The following is a 19,226-nucleotide window of genomic DNA, read 5'->3' as shown; positions in this document are numbered from 1 at the left end:
GTCATTCCTTACTAGAAATCTGGACGATGCGATCTCAATGCGGAAACAACAAGGGGAGCTGAGTGCGTTGACTCTACCGACCTCAGTTCAGGGGGTTTCGGAAAACCATCGGGCGCGCTCGGTCGGCATCGGCCGCGCCCATGCCAAGGCCATCCTGCTGGGCGAGCACGCGGTGGTGTACGGCACTCCGGCACTCGCGCTGCCGATCCCGCAGCTCACCGCCACGGCGAGCGCCGGCTGGTCCTCCCATGTCCCCGACGGCCAGGGCGACTTGTCCTTCACGATGACCGGGTCGGCGTCCCGGGCGGTGGTGACGCAGGCCTCCGAGGGGCTGCGGCGGCTGACCACGGCGTTCCGGACGCGCCTGGGTGTGGCGGACCGGCCGCACCTCGACGTGATCCTCGACGGCGCCATCCCGCCCGGGCGCGGGCTCGGTTCCAGTGCCGCGAACTCGCGGGCCATCATCCTCGCCCTGGCCGATCTGTTCGGCCGCGAGCTGACCGACGACACGGCGTTCGAGCTGGTGCAGGCGGCGGAGAACGTCACCCACGGCCGGGCGAGCGGCGTCGACGCCATGACCGTCGGCGCGGCCGGTCCGCTGCGGTTCCAGGCGGGCGTGGCGACGGAGTTGAGCATCGGCTGCGACGGGCTGTTCATCATCGCGGACAGCGGTACGGCGGGCAGCACCCGGGAGGCGGTCGAGCTGCTGCGCGCGGGGTTCGTGCGCGAGAGCGGGGCGGAGGAGCGGTTCCTGCGCCGTGCGACGGAGCTCATCGAAGAGGCCGAGCAGGCTCTCGCCGAGGGCGCGGAGAAGGAGCTCGGCGCGCGGCTGACGGACTATCACGAGCTGCTGCGCGCGGCCGGTCTGAGCACCGACCGGATCGACGCGATGGTGGCGGCCGCGCTGCGGGCGGGCAGCCTCGGCGCCAAGATCACCGGGGGTGGCCTGGGCGGCTGCGTCCTGGCGATGACCCAGCCCGAACACGCCCGCCAGGTCGCGGCCCAGCTGCACGAGGCCGGCGCCGTCCAGACGTGGGTGGTGCCGTTGAGGAGGCTTGCCGCTCATGCGCTCTGAACAGCCGACCCTGCACACGGAGCAGCCGGGCACGCGTGCTGAACAACCCAGCGTGCTCGCGGGCCAGCCGCCCGCGCCCTCCACGGAGCCGGCCCCGCGCCCCGCACAGCCCGGCGGGCGCGCCGATCAGCCCGGCGGGCGCGCCGATCAGCCCGGCGCGCGCCCAGAACAGGCGACCACGCCCTCGGCACAGTCGCCCCTGCACGCGGAGCAGTCGGCCACCGGGGCCGGGCAGGTGGGCGTGCCCTCCCGGGTGCCGCCCATCTGCATCGGCCAACCGGTCACGTCGTCGCGCCCCGGCCTCGGGCATTCCGCCACGGCCGTCGCGCATCCGAACATCGCGCTGATCAAGTACTGGGGCAAGAGCGACGAGCGGTTGTTCCTGCCGCGGACCGACAGTCTGTCGATGACCCTGGACATCTTCCCCACGACCACCCGGGTCCGGCTCGCCCCCGAGGCCGGGCAGGACACGGTCACGTTCAACGGCCGGCCCGCGACGGGTGAGGCGGAGCGGCGCATCATCGCCTTCCTCGAGCTGGTGCGGGAGCGGGCCGGCCGCGCCGAACGGGCGGACGTCGACACCGAGAACACCGTCCCCACGGGGGCCGGTCTGGCGTCGTCGGCCAGCGGGTTCGCCGCCCTCGCGGTCGCCGCGGCCGCCGCCTACGGGCTGGAGCTCGACGCCGCCGGCCTGTCCAGGCTGGCCCGGCGCGGATCGGGGTCGGCCTCGCGGTCGATCTTCGGCGACTTCGCCATCTGGCACGCCGGCCGGACCGACGGCACCCCCGAGGAGGCGGACCTGAGCTCGTACGCCGAGCCGGTGCAGACCGCTCCCCTGGACCCGGCGCTGGTCATCGCCGTCGTCAACGCGGGCCCCAAGGAGGTGTCCAGCCGTACGGCCATGCGCCGCACCATGGACACCTCACCGCTGTTCGAGCCGTGGGCGTTGTCCAGCAAGGGCGACCTGGCCGACATGCGGGCGGCGCTCGGCCGCGGTGACCTGCCGGCGGTGGGTGAGATCGCGGAGCGCAACGCGCTCGGCATGCACGCCACCATGCTCGCGGCCCGCCCCGCCGTGCGGTATCTGTCGCCGGCCACGCTCACCGTCCTGGACAGCGTGCTCGCGCTGCGGCGGGACGGCGTACCGGCCTACGCGACGATGGACGCCGGGCCGAACGTCAAGGTGCTGTGCCGGCGCGCGGACGCCGACCGGGTCGCCGAGACCGTGCGCGCCGCGGCCCCCGGCGGCGCGGTGCACATCGCCGGTCCGGGCCCGGGTGCCCGGCTGCTGGCCGAGGACGGACGATGACCTCCCGGCGGAGCGTCGTGCGGCGGGCGCCGGGGAAGCTGTTCGTCGCGGGCGAGTACGCGGTGGTGGAGCCCGGCAGCCCGGCGATCCTGGTGGCGGTCGACCGGTACATCACCGTCACCGTCTCGGGTTCCGCCGAGCCCGGCGTCGTCGTCACCTCCGATCTCAGCCCGCGCCCGGTGCGCCATCACTGGCACGACGGCCTGCTGGCCGGCGGCGAGGGCGGCAGCGCCCATGTGGTGGCCGCGATCGAGACGGTGGGCGCCCTGCTCGCCGAACGCGGCCTGCCCCTGCACCCGTTGAGCGTGTCGATCACCAGCACGCTGCACGAGGACGGCAGGAAGTACGGGCTCGGTTCGAGCGGCGCGGTGACCGTGGCGACCGTCGCCTCGGTCGCGGCGTACTGCGGTGTGGAGCTCACCCGCGAGGAGCTGTTCCGGCTGGCGCTGATCGCCACCGCCCGGATCGACCCCAAGGGCTCCGGCGGTGATCTCGCCGCCAGCGTCTGGGGCGGCTGGATCGCCTATCAGGCGCCCGACCGGGAGCAGGTCCTCGCCCAGGTCCTGCGCCACGGCGTCGAGGAGACGCTGCGCGCACCCTGGCCGGGCTTCGCGGTACGACGGCTGCCGCCGCCCGCCGGGCTCGTGCTGGAGGTCGGCTGGACCGGGAATCCCGCCTCGACCAAGTCCCTCGTCGCCGGTCTGCACCGGCGCACCTGGCGGGGCACCTCCTCGCACCAGAAGTTCGTGGCGACGACGGCCGACTTCGTGCAGGCCGCGATCGGCGCGCTCGAGGACGGCGACGGCCCGGGCCTGCTGGAGCAGCTCAGGCGGGCCCGGCAGGAGCTGGCCCGGTTGGACGACGAGGTCGGCCTCGGCATCTTCACGCCCGAACTGACGGCCCTCGCCGACGCCGCCGAGGCCGTCGGCGGTGCGGCCAAGCCCTCCGGGGCGGGCGGCGGCGACTGCGGCATCGCCCTGCTGGACGCCGCCGCCCCGCACGACATCGCGCACGTACGTCAACGGTGGGCCGCGGCCGGGGTGCTGCCCCTGCCGCTCTCCCCCGCCTTGGAAGGGATCGAGGAATGAGCAGCGCTCAGCGCAAGGATGACCACGTCCGGCTGGCCATGGAGCAGCAGCACGCGCACAGCGGACGCAACCAGTTCGACGAGGTGTCGTTCGTCCACCACGCCCTGGCCGGCATCGACCGGCCGGAGGTGTCCTTGGCCACGACCTTCGCCGGCATCTCCTGGCAGGCGCCGCTGTACATCAACGCGATGACCGGCGGCAGCCTCAAGACCGGTGCGATCAACCGGGATCTGGCCACCGCCGCCCGGGAGACCGGGGTGGCCATCGCTTCCGGTTCGATGCACGCCTACTTCAAGGACCCCTCGTGCGCGGACACGTTCCGCGTGCTGCGGACCGAGAACCCGAACGGGTTCGTCCTGGCGAACGTCAACGCGACGGCGTCCGTGGACAACGCGCGCAGGGCCATCGACCTGATCGAGGCGAACGCGCTGCAGATCCACATCAACACGGCGCAGGAGACGCCGATGCCGGAGGGCGACCGGTCGTTCGGGTCGTGGGCGGCGCAGATCGAGAAGATCGCGGCGGGCGTCGACGTCCCCGTGATCGTCAAGGAGGTCGGCAACGGGCTGAGCCGGCAGACCATCCTGGCGCTGCCGAACCTGGGCGTGAAGGTCGCCGACGTCAGCGGCCGCGGCGGCACCGACTTCGCCCGGATCGAGAACGGCCGGCGTGAGCTCGGCGACTACGCCTTCCTGCACGGCTGGGGCCAGTCGGCGCCGGCCTGTCTGCTGGACGCGCAGGACGTCGGCTTCCCGCTGCTGGCCTCCGGCGGGGTCCGCAACCCGCTCGACGTGGCCCGTGCCCTCGCACTCGGCGCCAGCGCGGTGGGCTCCTCCGGCGGGTTCCTGCGCACGCTGATCGACTGTGACGTCTCGGCGCTGATCGCGCAGATCTCGACCTGGCTGGACCAGATCGCCGCCCTGCAGACCATGCTCGGCGCCCGCACCCCCGCCGACCTGACCCGCTGCGACCTGCTGATCCACGGCGAGCTCCGGGACTTCTGCGAGGACCGGGGCATCGACACCCGGCGGTTCGCCCAGCGCTCCAGCTCCATCGACGCCCTCTCCGAGATGACAGGAAGCACACGATGACCGAAGCACACGCGATCGCCGGCGTCCCGATGAGGTGGGTGGGGCCCGTCCGTATCTCGGGGAACGTCGCCACCACCGAGACCCAGGTGCCGCTGGCCACGTACGAGTCGCCGCTGTGGCCGTCGGTGGGCCGGGGCGCGAAGGTGTCCCGGCTGGCCGAGAAGGGCATCGTCGCCACCCTCGTCGACGAGCGGATGACCCGTTCGGTGCTCGTGGAGGCGACCGACGCCCTGACCGCGCTGACCGCCGCCCGGACCATCGAGGCCCGCATCGACGAGCTGCAAGAGGTGGTGCGTGGATGCAGCCGGTTCGCCCAGCTGATCGGCATCCGCCACGAGATCACCGGCAACCTGCTCTTCATCCGCTTCGAGTTCTCCACCGGTGACGCCTCCGGGCACAACATGGCGACCCTCGCCTCCGACGCGCTCCTGAAGCACCTGCTGGAGACCGTCCCCGGCATCTCCTACGGGTCGATCTCCGGCAACTACTGCACGGACAAGAAGGCCACCGCCATCAACGGCATCCTCGGCCGCGGCAAGAACGTCGTCACCGAGCTGCTCGTGCCGCGGGACGTGGTGGCCGACGTACTGCACACCACGGCCGCGAAGATCGCCGAGCTGAACCTGCGCAAGAACCTGCTCGGCACCCTGCTGGCCGGCGGCATCCGCTCGGCCAACGCCCACTACGCCAACATGCTGCTCGCCTTCTACCTGGCGACCGGCCAGGACGCGGCGAACATCGTCGAGGGCTCCCAGGGTGTCGTCACCGCCGAGGACCGCGACGGCGACCTGTACTTCGCCTGCACCCTGCCGAACCTGATCGTCGGCTCGGTCGGCAACGGCAAGGGCCTGGCCTTCGTGGAGACGAACCTGAACCGGCTCGGCTGCCGGGAGGACCGCGCGCCCGGCGAGAACGCCCGCCGCCTCGCCGTCCTGGCGGCGGCCACGGTGCTGTGCGGGGAGCTGTCGCTGCTCGCGGCGCAGACCAACCCCGGGGAACTGATGCGCGCGCACGTCCAGCTGGAGCGCGCCAACTCGACCGCAAAGGTAGGTGTCTAGGGCATGTCACTCTCCATAGGAATCCACGATCTGTCGTTCGCCACCGGCGAGTTCGTCCTGCCGCACACCGCCCTCGCCGCCTACAACGGCACCGAGATCGGCAAGTACCACGTGGGCATCGGCCAGGAGTCGATGAGCGTGCCGGCCGCCGACGAGGACATCGTGACGCTGGCCGCGACGGCCGCCGCGCCGATCGTCGCCCGGCACGGCAGCGAGCGCATCCGCACGGTCGTCTTCGCGACCGAGTCCTCCATCGACCAGGCCAAGTCGGCGGGCGTGTACGTCCACTCGCTGCTCGGACTGCCCTCGGCGACCCGGGTCGTGGAGCTGAAGCAGGCCTGCTACGGGGCGACGGCCGCGCTCCAGTTCGCCATCGGCCTGGTCCAGCGCGACCCCGCCCAGCAGGTCCTCGTCATCGCCAGTGACGTCTCCAAGTACGAGCTGGACAGCCCCGGTGAGGCCACGCAGGGCGCGGCGGCGGTCGCCATGCTCGTCGGCATGGACCCGGCGCTGGTGCGCATCGAGGACCCCTCGGGTCTGTTCACCGCCGACGTCATGGACTTCTGGCGGCCGAACTACCTGTCCACGGCCCTGGTCGACGGTCAGGAGTCCATCGGCGCCTACCTCCAGGCCGTGGAGGGCACCTGGAAGGACTACTCGGAGCAGGGCGGCCGCGCGCTGGAGGAGTTCGCCGCGTTCTGCTACCACCAGCCGTTCACGAAGATGGCCTACAAGGCCCACCGGCATCTGCTGAACTACTGCGGCTACGACACCGACAGCGACGCCATCGCGGGTGCCATCGGCCAGACGACCGCCTACAACACGGTGATCGGCAACAGCTACACCGCGTCCGTGTACCTCGGCCTCGCCGCGCTGCTGGACCAGGCGGACGACCTGACCGGCAAGCCCATCGGTTTCCTCAGCTACGGCTCCGGCTCGGTCGCCGAGTTCTTCGCCGGGACCGTCGTCGCCGGCTACCGGGAGCGGCTGCGCACCGAGGCGAACCGGGAGGCCATCGCCCGCCGCAAGCCGGTCGACTACGCCACCTACCGCGAGCTGCACCAGCGGTCGTTCCCCACCGACGGCGGCGACCACGCCACCGAGCGGCAGACCACCGGCCCGTTCCGGCTGGCCGGGATCAGCGGTCACAAGCGCCAGTACGAGACCCGATAAGCGAGGGCAGCCGCATGACAGACCAGACGATCCTCGGTACGGGAAGCCCCATGAAGGACGTCAGGATCGTCGGTACGGGTGCCTACGTACCGGACCGGATCGTCTCCAACGACGAGGTCGGTGCGCCGGCCGGGGTCGACGACGCCTGGATCACCCGTAAGACCACGATCCGTGAGCGCCGCTGGGCCGCCGACGGCCAGGCCACGTCCGATCTGGCGACGGCCGCGGCGCGGGCCGCGATGGCGTCGGCCGGCATCACCGCCGAGCAGCTGTCGGTGATCGCGGTCGCCACGTCGACGCCGGACCGGCCGCAGCCGCCGACGGCGGCCTACGTCCAGCAGAATCTCGGCGCGTCCGGCACCGCGGCGTTCGATGTCAACGCGGTGTGTTCCGGCACCGTGTTCGCGCTCTCCGCCGTGGGCAGCGTCATCCTGCGGCGGGGCGGCTACGCGCTGGTCATCGGCGCGGACGTCTATTCGCGCATCCTCAACCCGGCCGACCGCAGGACGGTCGTGCTGTTCGGGGACGGGGCCGGTGCGATGGTCGTCGGGCCGACCGCCGAGGGCCCGGTCGTCCGGCATGTCTCGCTGCGTACGTTCGGTGAGCTGTCGGGGCTGATCAGGGTGCCGGCGGGCGGCAGCCGGCTGCCCGTGGACGCCGACGGGCTGGACGCCGGGCTGCAGTACTTCGCGATGGAGGGGCGTGAGGTGCGCCGCTTCGTGGTGGAGCAACTGCCGCAGCTGACCAAGGAGTTCCTGCACGAGGCGGGGGTCGAGGCCGCGGACATCAGCCACTTCGTGCCGCACCAGGCCAACGGCACGATGCTCGACGAGGTCTTCCCCGCGCTGCACCTGCCCCGCGCCACCATGCATCGCACGGTGACGTACTACGGCAACACGGGCGCCGCCTCCATCCCGATCACCCTGGACGCGGCCGCCCGCGAGGGCGCCTTCCGCAAGGGCGAGCTGATCCTGCTGGCCGGCTTCGGCGGCGGCATGGCCGCGAGCTTCGCCCTGGTCGAGTGGTGAGCGGACGCCCCTGAGACCGCCCAGCCCCTCGGCCCGGCCGCCGAGGGGTTGGCGACGTACCCGTACCAACGGTCCACCCCTCTATCCAGAAGGTTTGCACCCATGTCGCTCGTACTCGACGCCGCCGCCCAGGACCTGCTGTTCCGCGAGGCCCGTACCGCGAACACGTTCACCGACGAGCCGGTGACGGACGAGCAGATCCAGGCCGTCTACGACCTGATCAAGTACGGCCCGACCGCCTCCAACCAGAACCCGCTGCGCATCGTCCTGGTCCGCTCCCCCGAGGCCCGTGAGCGCCTCGTGGCACGCATGGCGGAGGGCAACCGCGCGAAGACCGCGGCCGCCCCGCTGGTCGCGATCCTCGCCACGGACAACGAGTTCCACGAGGAGCTGCCCCGGCTGGTCCCGCACGCCCCGCAGATCAAGGACGTCCTCTACGCCGAGCGCCCGGTCCGTGAGCGGTCCGCGCTGCTCAACGGCGCTCTGCAGGCGGCGTACTTCATCGTCGGCCTGCGCGCGGCGGGGCTCGCCGCGGGCCCGATGGGCGGCTTCGACCCGGCCGGCGTGCAGAAGGAGTTCCTCGACGACGACCACACGCCGCTGATGGTGGTCAACATCGGCCGGCCCGGCCCGGACGCGTGGCGTTCGCGGGCCCCGCGGCTGGCCGTCGACGAGGTCGTCACCACCGTCTGAGCACGGGCCGCCCCGCGCCCGAGCCGCCTTCAGGGAGGATCAGTTCAGTGACCAGCCAGGTCAGCAGCCCGGCCGAAGCCGGCAAGGACGTCCACCGCCTGGACCGGGTGATCATCCGGTTCGCGGGTGACTCCGGTGACGGCATGCAGCTCACCGGTGACCGCTTCACCTCGGAGACCGCGTCGTTCGGCAACGACCTCGCCACGCTGCCGAACTTCCCCGCCGAGATCCGGGCGCCTGCCGGAACGCTGCCGGGTGTCTCGTCGTTCCAGCTGCACTTCGCCGACCACGACATCCTCACCCCGGGTGACGCCCCGGACGTGCTCGTGGCGATGAACCCGGCGGCGCTGAAGGCGAACGTCGGGGATCTGCCGCCCGGCGCGGAGATCATCGTCGACACCGACGAGTTCACCAAGCGGGCGCTGCAGAAGGTCGGGTACGCCGAGAGTCCGCTGGAGGACGGCTCGCTCGACGGGTTCCGCCTGCACCGGGTGCCGCTGACCACGCTGACCGTGGCGGCGCTGGAGCGGTTCGAGCTGTCCCGCAAGGACGCGCAGCGCAGCAAGAACATGTTCGCGCTGGGCCTGCTGTCGTGGATGTACCACCGGCCCACCGAGGGCACAGAGAAGTTCCTGAGGGCGAAGTTCGCGAAGAAGCCGCAGATCGCCGAGGCGAACCTCGCGGCGTTCCGCGCGGGCTGGAACTTCGGGGAGACCACCGAGGACTTCGCGGTCTCCTACGAGATCGCGCCGGCCGCCGAGGCGTTCCCGGCGGGCACCTACCGCAACATCTCCGGGAACCTGGCCCTGTCGTACGGCCTGGTCGCGGCCTCCCAGCAGGCGGACCTGCCGCTGTTCCTGGGCTCGTACCCGATCACCCCGGCGTCCGACATCCTGCACGAGCTGAGCCGGCACAAGAACTTCGGTGTCCGCACCTTCCAGGCGGAGGACGAGATCGCCGCGGTCGGCGCCGCCCTGGGTGCCGCGTTCGGCGGCTCGCTGGCGGTCACCACCACCTCCGGCCCGGGTGTGGCGCTGAAGGCGGAGACGATCGGCCTCGCGGTGTCGCTGGAGTTGCCGCTGCTGGTGATCGACATCCAGCGCGGCGGGCCGTCGACCGGTCTGCCGACCAAGACCGAGCAGGCCGACCTGATGCAGGCCATGTACGGCCGCAACGGCGAGGCGCCGGTGCCGGTGGTCGCCCCGCGCACCCCGGCCGACTGCTTCGACGCGGCGCTGGAGGCGGCCCGCCTCGCGGTCACCTATCGCACCCCGGTCTTCCTGCTCTCGGACGGCTACCTCGCCAATGGCAGCGAGCCCTGGCGCATCCCGCGCCCGGACGAACTCCCGGACCTGCGCGTCCAGTTCGCCCAGCGCCCCAACCACACCCTCGCCGACGGCACCGAGGTCTTCTGGCCGTACAAGCGCGACCCGCAGACGCTCGCCCGCCCCTGGGCCGTCCCCGGCACGCCCGGCCTCGAACACCGCATCGGCGGCATCGAGAAGCAGGACGGCACGGGCAACATCTCCTACGACCCCGCCAACCACGACTTCATGGTCCGCACCCGGCAGGCCAAGATCGACGGCATCGACGTACCCGATGTCGAGGTCGACGACCCGCACGGAGCGGGCACGCTGGTGCTGGGCTGGGGATCGACGTACGGGCCCATCACCGCCGCCGTCCGCAGACTGCGCGCGGCCGGCGAGTCCATCGCGCAGACGCACCTGCGTCACATCAACCCGTTCCCGAAGAACCTCGGCGCCGTGCTCGGACGGTACGAGCGTGTCGTCGTGCCGGAGATGAACCTCGGCCAGCTGTCGGCCCTGCTGAGGGCGAAGTACCTGGTCGACGTACAGCCCTTCACTCAGGTCAACGGCATGCCGTTCAAGGAAGAGCAGCTCGCCGACGCACTGGAGGCGACCATCCATGGCCACTGAACTGCCGCTCCTGCCCAAGGACTTCAAGTCCGACCAGGAGGTGCGCTGGTGCCCCGGCTGCGGTGACTACGCGATCCTCGCCGCCGTCCAGGGCTTCATGCCCGAACTCGGCCTGGCCAAGGAGAACATCGTCTTCGTCTCCGGCATCGGCTGCTCCTCCCGCTTCCCGTACTACATGAACACGTACGGCATGCACTCCATCCACGGCCGCGCACCCGCCATCGCGACGGGCCTGGCCACGTCCAGGCAGGACTTGAGCGTGTGGGTGGTGACGGGCGACGGCGACGCGCTGTCGATCGGCGGCAACCACCTGATCCACGCCCTGCGCCGCAACGTCAACCTCAAGATCCTGCTCTTCAACAACCGGATCTACGGCCTGACCAAGGGCCAGTACTCCCCCACCTCCGAGGTCGGGAAGATCACCAAGTCGACGCCGATGGGCTCCCTGGACACCCCGTTCAACCCGGTGTCCCTCGCGCTCGGCGCGGAGGCGTCGTTCGTGGCACGGACCGTGGACTCCGACCGCAAGCACCTCACCTCGGTGCTGCGGGAGGCCGCCGCCCACCCCGGCACCGCGCTGATCGAGATCTACCAGAACTGCAACATCTTCAACGACGGCGCCTTCGAGGCCCTCAAGGACAAGCAGCAGGCCGCGGAAGCCGTCATCCGCCTCGAACACGGGCAGCCGATCCGCTTCGGCACCGACGGCGCCAAGGGCGTCGTCCGCGACCCGGCCACCGGCGACCTGCGCGTCGTGGCCGTCACGGCCGACAACGAGGCGGACGTCCTGATCCACGACGCCCACTCCCCCTCCCCGACCACCGCCTTCGCCCTCGCCCGCCTCGCCGACCCGGACACCCTGCACCACACCCCCATCGGTGTCTTCCGCAGCGTCGAACGGCCCGTCTACGACACGCAGTTGGCCGGCCAGCTGGACGCCGCGATCGAACAGAACGGCAAGGGCGACCTGGCGGCGCTGCTCACCGGCGCCGACACCTGGACCGTGCCCTCGCAAAGGAGAACCTCATGACCTACGTCATCGCCGAGCCCTGCGTGGACGTCAAGGACAAGGCGTGCCTGGACGAATGCCCCGTGGACTGCATCTACGAGGGCCGGACCCGGCTCTACATCAAGCCCGACGAATGCGTCGACTGCGGTGCCTGCGAACCGGTGTGCCCGGTCGAGGCCATCTTCTTCGAGGACGACCTGCCGGAGGAGTGGCAGCACTACCGCAACGCGGAACAGGACGTCCTCACCGAGGTCGCCTAGTCAGATACGGATATGAGGCCCGAGGGCCCGTGAAGGTCAGCGACCTTCGCGGGCCCTCGGCTCGTACGCCGGCCACAGTTCACGGGCGAGGAGCAGCTCCTGCCCGGACAGCGGCACGTCCTCGCGCAGCCGCTCGGGGTGCGCGGGCGGCGGCCCTCCGACCCCCGGCGGCAGCACCAGGAGCCTGCCCTGGGCGTAGCGCACCAGGCGTCTGGCCGAGCGTGAGGCGTAGCCGGGCGCCGCCACGGCCCTCATCGCCTCGGGTCCGACGTAGATCGCCCCGTACGACGCCAGGACCCGCCAGACGGGCCGCAGACAGTAGTCGGCCAGCATCCGACCGCCTCCACACAGCAACCGATACACGTCCACACCTCCACAGATCCGCTAGTCCTTCTCTACAGAGACTGACAAGGTTCACTCGGGAGACGGTCGAGAAGACCATGCGCACGAACGTGCTGGTTTCGGGCGACGGCGGCCCGGTGGCCGGCCGTCCTGACGCATGACGAAACGGCGCGCCGCGGAGGGTTCCGCGACGCGCCGCCGGGGGTGGGGGGACGGTCAGTCGATGCCGCGCACGACGTGCGGCTCCCAGGTGTCGTCCTCGTCGACGCCGGCGAGCAGCAGCGGTGGGGCGAGCGCCATCGCCGCGTCCTGGGCCTGCGTGCAGTGCTCCTCGACGGTGTCGTACACCTGGTCCTCCTGCGCGGTCGGCTCAGTAGCGGTAGTGGTCGGGCTTGTACGGGCCGTCGACCTCGACGCCGATGTAGGAGGCCTGCTCCGGGCGCAGCGTCGTCAGCTTCACGCCGAGCGCGTCCAGGTGGAGCCGGGCGACCTTCTCGTCCAGGTGCTTGGGCAGCGTGTACACGCCGATCGGGTACTCGGACTGCTTCGTGAACAGCTCGATCTGGGCCAGCGTCTGGTCCGCGAACGAGTTCGACATCACGAACGACGGATGACCGGTGGCGTTGCCCAGGTTCAGCAGACGCCCCTCGGAGAGGACGATGATGACCTTGCCGTCCGGGAACTTCCAGGTGTGGACCTGCGGCTTGACCTCGTCCTTGACGATGCCGGGGATCTTGGCGAGGCCGGCCATGTCGATCTCGTTGTCGAAGTGGCCGATGTTGCCGACGATGGCCTGGTGCTTCATCTTGGCCATGTCGCTGGCCATGATGATGTCCTTGTTGCCGGTCGTGGTGATGAAGATGTCGGCCTTGTCGATGACCTCGTCGAGGGTCGTGACCTGGTAGCCGTCCATCGCCGCCTGCAACGCGCAGATCGGGTCGATCTCCGTGACGATCACCCGGGCACCCTGACCGCGCAGCGACTCCGCGCAGCCCTTGCCCACGTCACCGTAGCCGCAGACGACCGCGGTCTTGCCGCCGATCAGGACATCGGTGGCACGGTTGATGCCGTCGATCAGCGAGTGACGGCAGCCGTACTTGTTGTCGAACTTCGACTTCGTCACCGCGTCGTTCACGTTGATCGCGGGGAAGAGCAGCTGGCCGTCGCGCTGCATCTCGTACAGGCGGTGAACGCCGGTCGTGGTCTCCTCGGTCACGCCGCGGATCTCCGAGGCGATGCGCGTCCAGTCCAGCGGGCTGTTCTCCAACAGGGCGCGTACGACGGCCAGTTCCTCGTTGTCCGCAGCGGGCAGCTGTCCCGTCTTCTGGTACTCGACGCCCTTGTGGACCAGGAGGGTGGCGTCACCGCCGTCGTCCAGGATCATGTTCGGGCCGGCCTGCCCGGGCCAGGTCAGGGCCTGTTCGGTGCACCACCAGTACTCCTCCAGCGTCTCGCCCTTCCAGGCGAACACCGGGATGCCGGCGGCGGCGATGGCGGCGGCAGCGTGGTCCTGCGTGGAGTAGATGTTGCAGGAGACCCAGCGGACCTGCGCGCCCAGGGCGACCAGGGTCTCGATGAGGACGGCGGTCTGCACGGTCATGTGCAGCGAGCCCGTGATCCGCGCGCCGGCCAGCGGCTGCGCCTCCGCGTACTCCTTGCGGATCGCCATCAGGCCGGGCATCTCGTGCTCGGCGAGGGTGATCTCCTTACGGCCGAACTCGGCGAGCGAGAGGTCCGCGACCTTGAAGTCCGTGAAGTCAGCGGTGGGCTGCGAGGACATGCTGTGCACTCCTTGAGTTCAGTACGTTGTGGTGGATCTCGAGGGTCGCCGTCGAGCGGTTGAGGGTGATGTAGTGCAGGCCCGGCGCGCCCTCGGCGAGGAGTCGCTCGGCCATGGCGGTGGCGTACTCGACCCCGATGCGGTGGCCGTCCGCGGGGTTGTCGCGCGCGGCCTCCAGACGGTGGGCGAGCTGCTCGGGGAAGGCGGCGCCGCTGAGTTCGGCGAAGCGGGCGATCTGGCGGACGTCGGTGGCCGGCATGATCTCCGGGATGATCGGGGTCTCGCAGCCGGCGGCGGCCACCCGGTCGCGCAGCCGGAGATAGTCCTCGACGTGGAAGAACATCTGGGTGATCGCGTAGTCGGCGCCCGCCCGGCACTTGGCGACGAAGTGCCGGATGTCGCTGTCCCAGTCCGCGGAGCGCGGATGGCGTTCCGGGAAGGCGGCCACGCCGATGGTGAACTCGCCCAGCGAGCGCACGAGTTCGACGAGTTCATGGGCGTAGGTGAAGCCCTCGGGGTGGGCCTGCCAGGGCCCCGTGGGGTCGCCGGGCGGGTCGCCGCGCAGCACCAGGACGTCGCGCACTCCGGCGTCCGCGTACTGCCCGATGATGTGCCGCAGCTCGGCGACCGAGTGGCCGACCGCGGTCAGATGGGCGACCGGCCGCAGCGTCGTCTCGGTCACCAGGCGCTTGGTGACGTCGATGGTGCGGTCCCTGGAGGAGCCGCCGGCGCCGTAGGTGACGGACACGAAGTCGGGCGCGAGCGGTTCGATGCGGCGGATCGCGTTCCACAGCGTCTGTTCGCCCTTGGGTGTCTTCGGTGGGAAGAACTCGAAGGAGAAGGTGGTCATGCGCGGCCTCCCGCGTTGAAGTAGCTCGCCTCGGGGTGGTGGACCACGATCGCGTCGGTGGACTGCTCGGGGTGCAGCTGGAACTCCTCCGACAGGTGGACGCCGATGCGTTCGGGCCGCAGCAGGTCGGCGATCTTCGCGCGGTCCTCCAGGTCGGGGCAGGCCGGGTAGCCCAGGGAGTAGCGGCAGCCCTGGTACTCGGTGCGGAACATGCCGGAGAGCGAGTCCGGGTCGCCGTCGGCGATCCCGAGTTCGGCGCGCACCCGGGCGTGCCAGTACTCGGCGAGTGCCTCGGCCAACTGGACGGACAGGCCGTGCAGTTCGAGGTAGTCGCGGTAGGCGTCGGCCTCGAAGAGCTTCGCGGTCTCCTCCCCGATGCGGGAGCCGACGGTGACGACCTGGAGGCCGACGACGTCGGTCTCCCCCGACTCCTCCGGGCGGAAGAAGTCCGCCAGGCACAGCCGGCGGCCGCGGCCTTGCCGGGGGAAGGTGAAGCGGGTGCGCTCGTTGCCGTGCTCGTCGAGGAGGATCAGGTCGTCGCCCTTGGACACGCACGGGTAGTAGCCGTGGACCACGGCCGCTTCCAGCAGGTTCTCGGTGCGCAGCCGGTCGAGCCACATCCGCAGCCGCGGCCGCCCCTCCCGCTCGATGGTCTCGCCCTTCAGACCCCACTGCCCCTTGAAAAGGGCGCCTTCGTCGAGCCAGGAGGCGTACTCCTTGAGCTGGATGCCCTTGACGACCCGCGAGCCCCAGAAGGGCGGTGCGGGCACCGCGTTGTCCACGGCCACGTCGGAACGGACCTGTCCGACCTCGGGACGCTCTTCGAGTACGGCGGTGGCGGCGACGCTTCTGACACGGCGCTGCTTGAGCTCGGGCAGCGTGGCTCCGGGTACGCCCCGCTTGATAGCCATGAGGGCGTCCATGAGGCGCAGGCCTTCGAACGCGTCGCGGGCGTAGCGGACTTCGCCCTGGTAGATCTCGTGCAGATCCTGCTCGACATAGGCCCGGGTCAGCGCGGCGCCGCCGAGGATGACCGGGTAATCGGCGGCCATGCCACGGGAGTTGAGCTCCTCCAGGTTCTCCTTCATGATCACCGTGGACTTCACCAGCAGCCCGGACATCCCGATCACATCGGCCTTGTGCTCCTCAGCCGCCTCCAGGATCGCCGAGACCGGCTGCTTGATACCGAGGTTGACCACGTTGTAGCCGTTGTTGGACAGGATGATGTCGACGAGGTTCTTGCCGATGTCGTGGACGTCGCCGCGGACGGTGGCCAGCACGATGGTGCCTTTGCCTTCGGCGTCGGACTTCTCCATGTGCGGTTCGAGGTAGGCGACCGCCGACTTCATCACCTCGGCGGACTGCAACACGAACGGCAGCTGCATCTGGCCGGAGCCGAACAGCTCGCCGACGACCTTCATGCCGTCCAGCAGCGTGTTGTTGACGATGTCCAGGGCGGGAGTGGTCTCCAGCGCCTGATCGAGGTCGGCCTCCAGGCCGTTCTTCTCGCCGTCGATGATGCGCCGCTTGAGGCGCTCCTCCAGTGGCAGCGCGGCCAGTTCCTCGGCCTTGCCGGCCTTCAACGACTTGGCGGTGGCGCCCTCGAACAGCGCCATCAGCTTCTGCAGCGGGTCGTAGCCCTCGGCGCGACGGTCGTAGATCAGGTCGAGGGCCGTCTGCACCTCCTCCTCGCTGAACCGGGCGATCGGCAGGATCTTCGAGGCGTGCACGATCGCCGAGTCCAGGCCCGCCTTGACGCACTCGTCCAGGAAGACGGAGTTGAGCAGGATGCGGGCGGCCGGGTTCAGGCCGAAGGAGATGTTCGACAGACCCAGCGTGGTCTGCACGTCCGGGTGGCGGCGCTTGAGCTCGCGGATCGCCTCGATGGTGGCGATGCCGTCCTTGCGGGATTCCTCCTGACCGGTGCAGATGGTGAAGGTCAGGGTGTCGATGAGGATGTCCGACTCATGGATGCCCCAGTTGCCGGTGAGGTCCTCGATCAGCCGTTCGGCGATCTCGACCTTCTTCTCCGGGGTACGGGCCTGGCCCTCCTCGTCGATGGTCAGCGCGATCAGCGCCGCCCCGTGCTCCTGGGCGAGCTTGGTGACCTTGGCGAAGCGGGACTCGGGGCCGTCGCCGTCCTCGTAGTTGACCGAGTTGATGACCGCACGCCCGCCCAGCTTCTCCAGGCCCGCCTGGATGACGTCGACCTCGGTGGAGTCCAGCACGATCGGCAGCGTGGACGCGGTCGCGAACCGTCCCGCCAGTTCCTCCATGTCGGCGACGCCGTCGCGGCCGACGTAGTCCACGCACAGGTCCAGCATGTGCGCGCCCTCGCGGATCTGGTCGCGGGCCATCTCCACGCAGTCGTCCCAGCGGCCCTCCAGCATCGCCTCACGGAACTTCTTCGACCCGTTGGCATTCGTCCGCTCGCCGATCGCCAGGTACGAGGTGTCCTGACGGAACGGCACGGTTTGGTACAGCGACGCCGCCCCCGGCTCCGGACGAGGTTCCCGCTCCCCCGGCACCATGCCGCGCACCCGCTCGACGACGGCACGCAGATGTTCCGGTGTCGTACCGCAGCAGCCGCCGATCAGCGACAGGCCGTATTCGCGTACGAAGTTCTCCTGGGCGTCGGCGAGTTCGGGCGCGGTCAGCGGGTAGTGGGCGCCGTCCTTGGTCAGTACCGGCAGGCCCGCGTTGGGCATGCAGGACAGCTGGACGCGGGAGTGCCGGGAGAGGTAGCGCAGGTGCTCGCTCATCTCGGCGGGGCCGGTGGCGCAGTTCAGGCCGATCATGTCGATGCCGAGCGGTTCCAGCGCGGTCAGCGCGGCGCCGATCTCGGAGCCCAGGAGCATGGTGCCGGTGGTCTCGACGGTCACCGACACGATCAGCGGGACGTCCAGGCCGAGGGCTTCGAGGGCACGACGGGCGCCGATGACGGAGGCCTTGGTCTGGAGGAGGTCCTGGGTGGTCTCCACGAGCAGCGCGTCGGCGCCGCCCGCGATCAGGCCCTCGGCGTTCTGCTGGTAGGCGTCGCGCAGGGTGGTGTACGGGGCGTGGCCGAGGGTGGGCAGCTTGGTGCCGGGGCCCATCGAGCCGAGGACCCAGCGTTGGCGGCCGTCCCGGGCGGTGAACTCGTCGGCCGTCTCGCGGGCCACGCGGGCGCCGGCCTCCGACAGTTCGTGCACGCGCTGGGGGATGTCGTACTCGCCGAGGGCCGCGTGGTTGGCGCCGAAGGTGTTGGTCTCCACGCAGTCGACGCCCGCGTCGAAGTAGGCGGAGTGCACCGAGCGGACGATGTCCGGGCGGGTCACGTTGAGGATCTCGTTACAGCCTTCGAGGTTCTCGAAGTCCTCAAGGGTGGGGTCCTGCGCCTGGAGCATGGTGCCCATCGCTCCGTCGGCGACCACCACACGGGTGGCGAACGCCTCGCGGAGCGCGGTGACGCGGGCGCGGTGGTGGGCGCTCATGACCGGTCGCCGAGGAGGGAGGCGAGCGGTGCGGCGGCGCCGGGGCCGTAGGCGCGCTCGACGATGCCGGTCAGCTGGGCGGGGTCGACCTCGTAGGACTGCGAGCCCACGGCGCCCAGGGCGACGGAGGCGAGGGCGCAGCCGAGGCGGGCGGCGGACTCCAGCGGGGTGCCGTGGGCGACGGCGGCGAGGAAGCCGGCGCGGAAGGCGTCGCCGACGCCGGTCGGGTCGGCGGTCTCGGCGTCGGGGACCGCGGGGACGTCCAGTGTCGGCCGGCCCACGCTCTCGATGCGTACGCCCTTCTCGCCGAGGGTGGTGACCCAGGTGCCGACGGTGGCGAGGACGTCGCTGCGGCTCCAGCCGGTGCGTTCCTTGAGCAGGGCGGCCTCGTACTCGTTGGTGAACAGCCAGGTGGCGCCGTCCACGAGGTCGCGGACCTGGTCGCCGTCGAGGCGGGCGAGTTGCTGGGAGGGGTCGGCGGCGAAGGGGATGCCGAGGGTGCGGCACTCGGCGGTGTGGCGCAGCATCGCCGCCGGGTCGTCGGGTGATATCAGGACGAGGCCGGGGCGGTCGGTGCCGGTGACGAGGGTGGTCAGATCGATGTCGTACGCCTCGGTCATGGCGCCCGCGTAGAACGCGGCGATCTGGTTGGTGTCCTCGTCGGTGATGCACAGGAAGCGGGCTGTCTGGTGTTCGGCGGAGACGTGGACGCCGCCGGTGTCGACGCCGTGCTCCTTCAGCCACACCTCGTACTCGGCGAAGTCGGTGCCGACCGCCCCGACCAGCAGGGGCGCGAGGCCGAGGCCGCCGAGGCCGAAGGCGATGTTGGCGGCGACGCCGCCGCGGCGGACCTCGAGCCGGTCGACGAGGAAGGAGAGCGAGACGTGCGCGAGCTGGTCGGGCAGCAGCTGATCCGCGAACCGTCCGGGGAAGACCATCAGATGGTCGGTTGCTATGGATCCGGTCACCGCGATTCGCACAGGTACTCCTTCGGTCTCTTCGGTCACTTCGGTCGCTGATCGCCGGTGGTGCGGGGGTCGGCCGATAGCGCCGGGCCCGG

16 protein-coding genes and 1 pseudogene are annotated in these 19,226 nt (G+C 70.7%); 11 read left to right on the top strand and 6 right to left on the bottom strand.

Annotated features, from left to right (window positions below):
• Positions 1–67 precede the first annotated feature (67 nt).
• From mvk to fdxA, 11 genes and pseudogenes are all read left to right on the top strand, one after another.
• Positions 68–1,075: a mevalonate kinase gene (gene mvk / locus IQ210_RS46155; RefSeq protein ID WP_228049634.1), complete on the top strand. Its 1,008-nt coding sequence runs from the start codon at positions 68–70 to the stop codon at positions 1,073–1,075.
• Positions 1,065–2,384 carry a diphosphomevalonate decarboxylase gene (gene mvaD / locus IQ210_RS46150; RefSeq protein ID WP_194085247.1) on the top strand — a complete coding sequence of 440 codons (1,320 nt, stop codon included), beginning with the start codon at positions 1,065–1,067 and terminating at the stop codon, positions 2,382–2,384. The genes mvk and mvaD overlap by 11 nt, the downstream gene beginning before the upstream one ends.
• Positions 2,381–3,472: a phosphomevalonate kinase gene (locus IQ210_RS46145; protein ID WP_194085246.1), complete on the top strand. Its 1,092-nt coding sequence runs from the start codon at positions 2,381–2,383 to the stop codon at positions 3,470–3,472. The genes mvaD and IQ210_RS46145 overlap by 4 nt, the downstream gene beginning before the upstream one ends.
• Positions 3,469–4,563 (top strand): type 2 isopentenyl-diphosphate Delta-isomerase, encoded by a 1,095-nt coding sequence (gene fni / locus IQ210_RS46140; protein WP_194085245.1) that lies wholly within the window; start codon positions 3,469–3,471, stop codon positions 4,561–4,563. The genes IQ210_RS46145 and fni overlap by 4 nt, the downstream gene beginning before the upstream one ends.
• Complete coding sequence (locus IQ210_RS46135) at positions 4,560–5,621, top strand: hydroxymethylglutaryl-CoA reductase (RefSeq protein WP_194085244.1); 1,062 nt, start codon at positions 4,560–4,562, stop codon at positions 5,619–5,621. Before fni ends, IQ210_RS46135 begins: the two co-directional genes overlap by 4 nt.
• Positions 5,622–5,624: 3 nt before the next feature.
• The gene (locus IQ210_RS46130) at positions 5,625–6,794 is read left to right on the top strand and encodes a hydroxymethylglutaryl-CoA synthase (RefSeq protein WP_194085243.1); all 1,170 of its coding nucleotides are present in this window, start codon (positions 5,625–5,627) and stop codon (positions 6,792–6,794) included.
• 14 nt (positions 6,795–6,808) lie between these two features.
• On the top strand, positions 6,809–7,822 hold the full coding sequence (locus IQ210_RS46125) for a 3-oxoacyl-ACP synthase III family protein (RefSeq protein ID WP_228049633.1): 1,014 nt from the start codon (positions 6,809–6,811) through the stop codon (positions 7,820–7,822).
• 102 nt (positions 7,823–7,924) lie between these two features.
• A complete protein-coding gene (locus tag IQ210_RS46120; protein ID WP_194085242.1) occupies positions 7,925–8,515 on the top strand; it encodes a malonic semialdehyde reductase in 591 nt (196 codons plus the stop codon).
• 47 nt (positions 8,516–8,562) lie between these two features.
• On the top strand, positions 8,563–10,452 hold the full coding sequence (locus tag IQ210_RS46115; protein ID WP_407699750.1) for a 2-oxoacid:acceptor oxidoreductase subunit alpha: 1,890 nt from the start codon (positions 8,563–8,565) through the stop codon (positions 10,450–10,452).
• Entirely contained in the window at positions 10,442–11,482 is a 1,041-nt protein-coding gene (locus IQ210_RS46110) for a 2-oxoacid:ferredoxin oxidoreductase subunit beta (RefSeq protein ID WP_194085241.1), read from the top strand. Before IQ210_RS46115 ends, IQ210_RS46110 begins: the two co-directional genes overlap by 11 nt.
• Positions 11,479–11,715, top strand: a pseudogene (gene fdxA / locus IQ210_RS46105) (ferredoxin); the annotation flags it as partial. The gene IQ210_RS46110 and the pseudogene fdxA, both read left to right, overlap by 4 nt.
• A gap of 42 nt (positions 11,716–11,757) precedes the next feature.
• Here fdxA and IQ210_RS46100 read toward each other — a convergent pair.
• The 6 genes from IQ210_RS46100 to IQ210_RS46080 all read right to left on the bottom strand — a co-directional run bounded on the left by IQ210_RS46100 (position 11,758) and on the right by IQ210_RS46080 (position 19,146).
• Positions 11,758–12,054, bottom strand: a complete 297-nt coding sequence (locus tag IQ210_RS46100; protein ID WP_228049632.1) for a DUF6059 family protein — start codon at positions 12,052–12,054, stop codon at positions 11,758–11,760.
• 225 nt (positions 12,055–12,279) lie between these two features.
• The gene (locus IQ210_RS48140) at positions 12,280–12,411 is read right to left on the bottom strand and encodes a hypothetical protein (protein WP_256786328.1); all 132 of its coding nucleotides are present in this window, start codon (positions 12,409–12,411) and stop codon (positions 12,280–12,282) included.
• 22 nt (positions 12,412–12,433) lie between these two features.
• A complete protein-coding gene (ahcY, locus tag IQ210_RS46095; RefSeq protein WP_194085239.1) occupies positions 12,434–13,843 on the bottom strand; it encodes an adenosylhomocysteinase in 1,410 nt (469 codons plus the stop codon).
• On the bottom strand, positions 13,821–14,693 hold the full coding sequence (gene metF, locus IQ210_RS46090) for a methylenetetrahydrofolate reductase [NAD(P)H] (protein WP_194085238.1): 873 nt from the start codon (positions 14,691–14,693) through the stop codon (positions 13,821–13,823). The genes ahcY and metF overlap by 23 nt, the downstream gene beginning before the upstream one ends.
• Complete coding sequence (gene metH, locus IQ210_RS46085) at positions 14,690–18,166, bottom strand: methionine synthase (protein WP_194085237.1); 3,477 nt, start codon at positions 18,164–18,166, stop codon at positions 14,690–14,692. The genes metF and metH overlap by 4 nt, the downstream gene beginning before the upstream one ends.
• Positions 18,163–19,146 (bottom strand): carbohydrate kinase family protein, encoded by a 984-nt coding sequence (locus IQ210_RS46080; RefSeq protein WP_194085236.1) that lies wholly within the window; start codon positions 19,144–19,146, stop codon positions 18,163–18,165. Before IQ210_RS46080 ends, metH begins: the two co-directional genes overlap by 4 nt.
• Positions 19,147–19,226 lie beyond the last annotated feature (80 nt).

Origin of the sequence: Streptomyces justiciae, from assembly GCF_015163075.1 — a bacterium.
Lineage (GTDB): Bacteria > Actinomycetota > Actinomycetes > Streptomycetales > Streptomycetaceae > Streptomyces > Streptomyces justiciae.
This window is presented reverse-complemented; position numbering and strand designations above follow the sequence as displayed.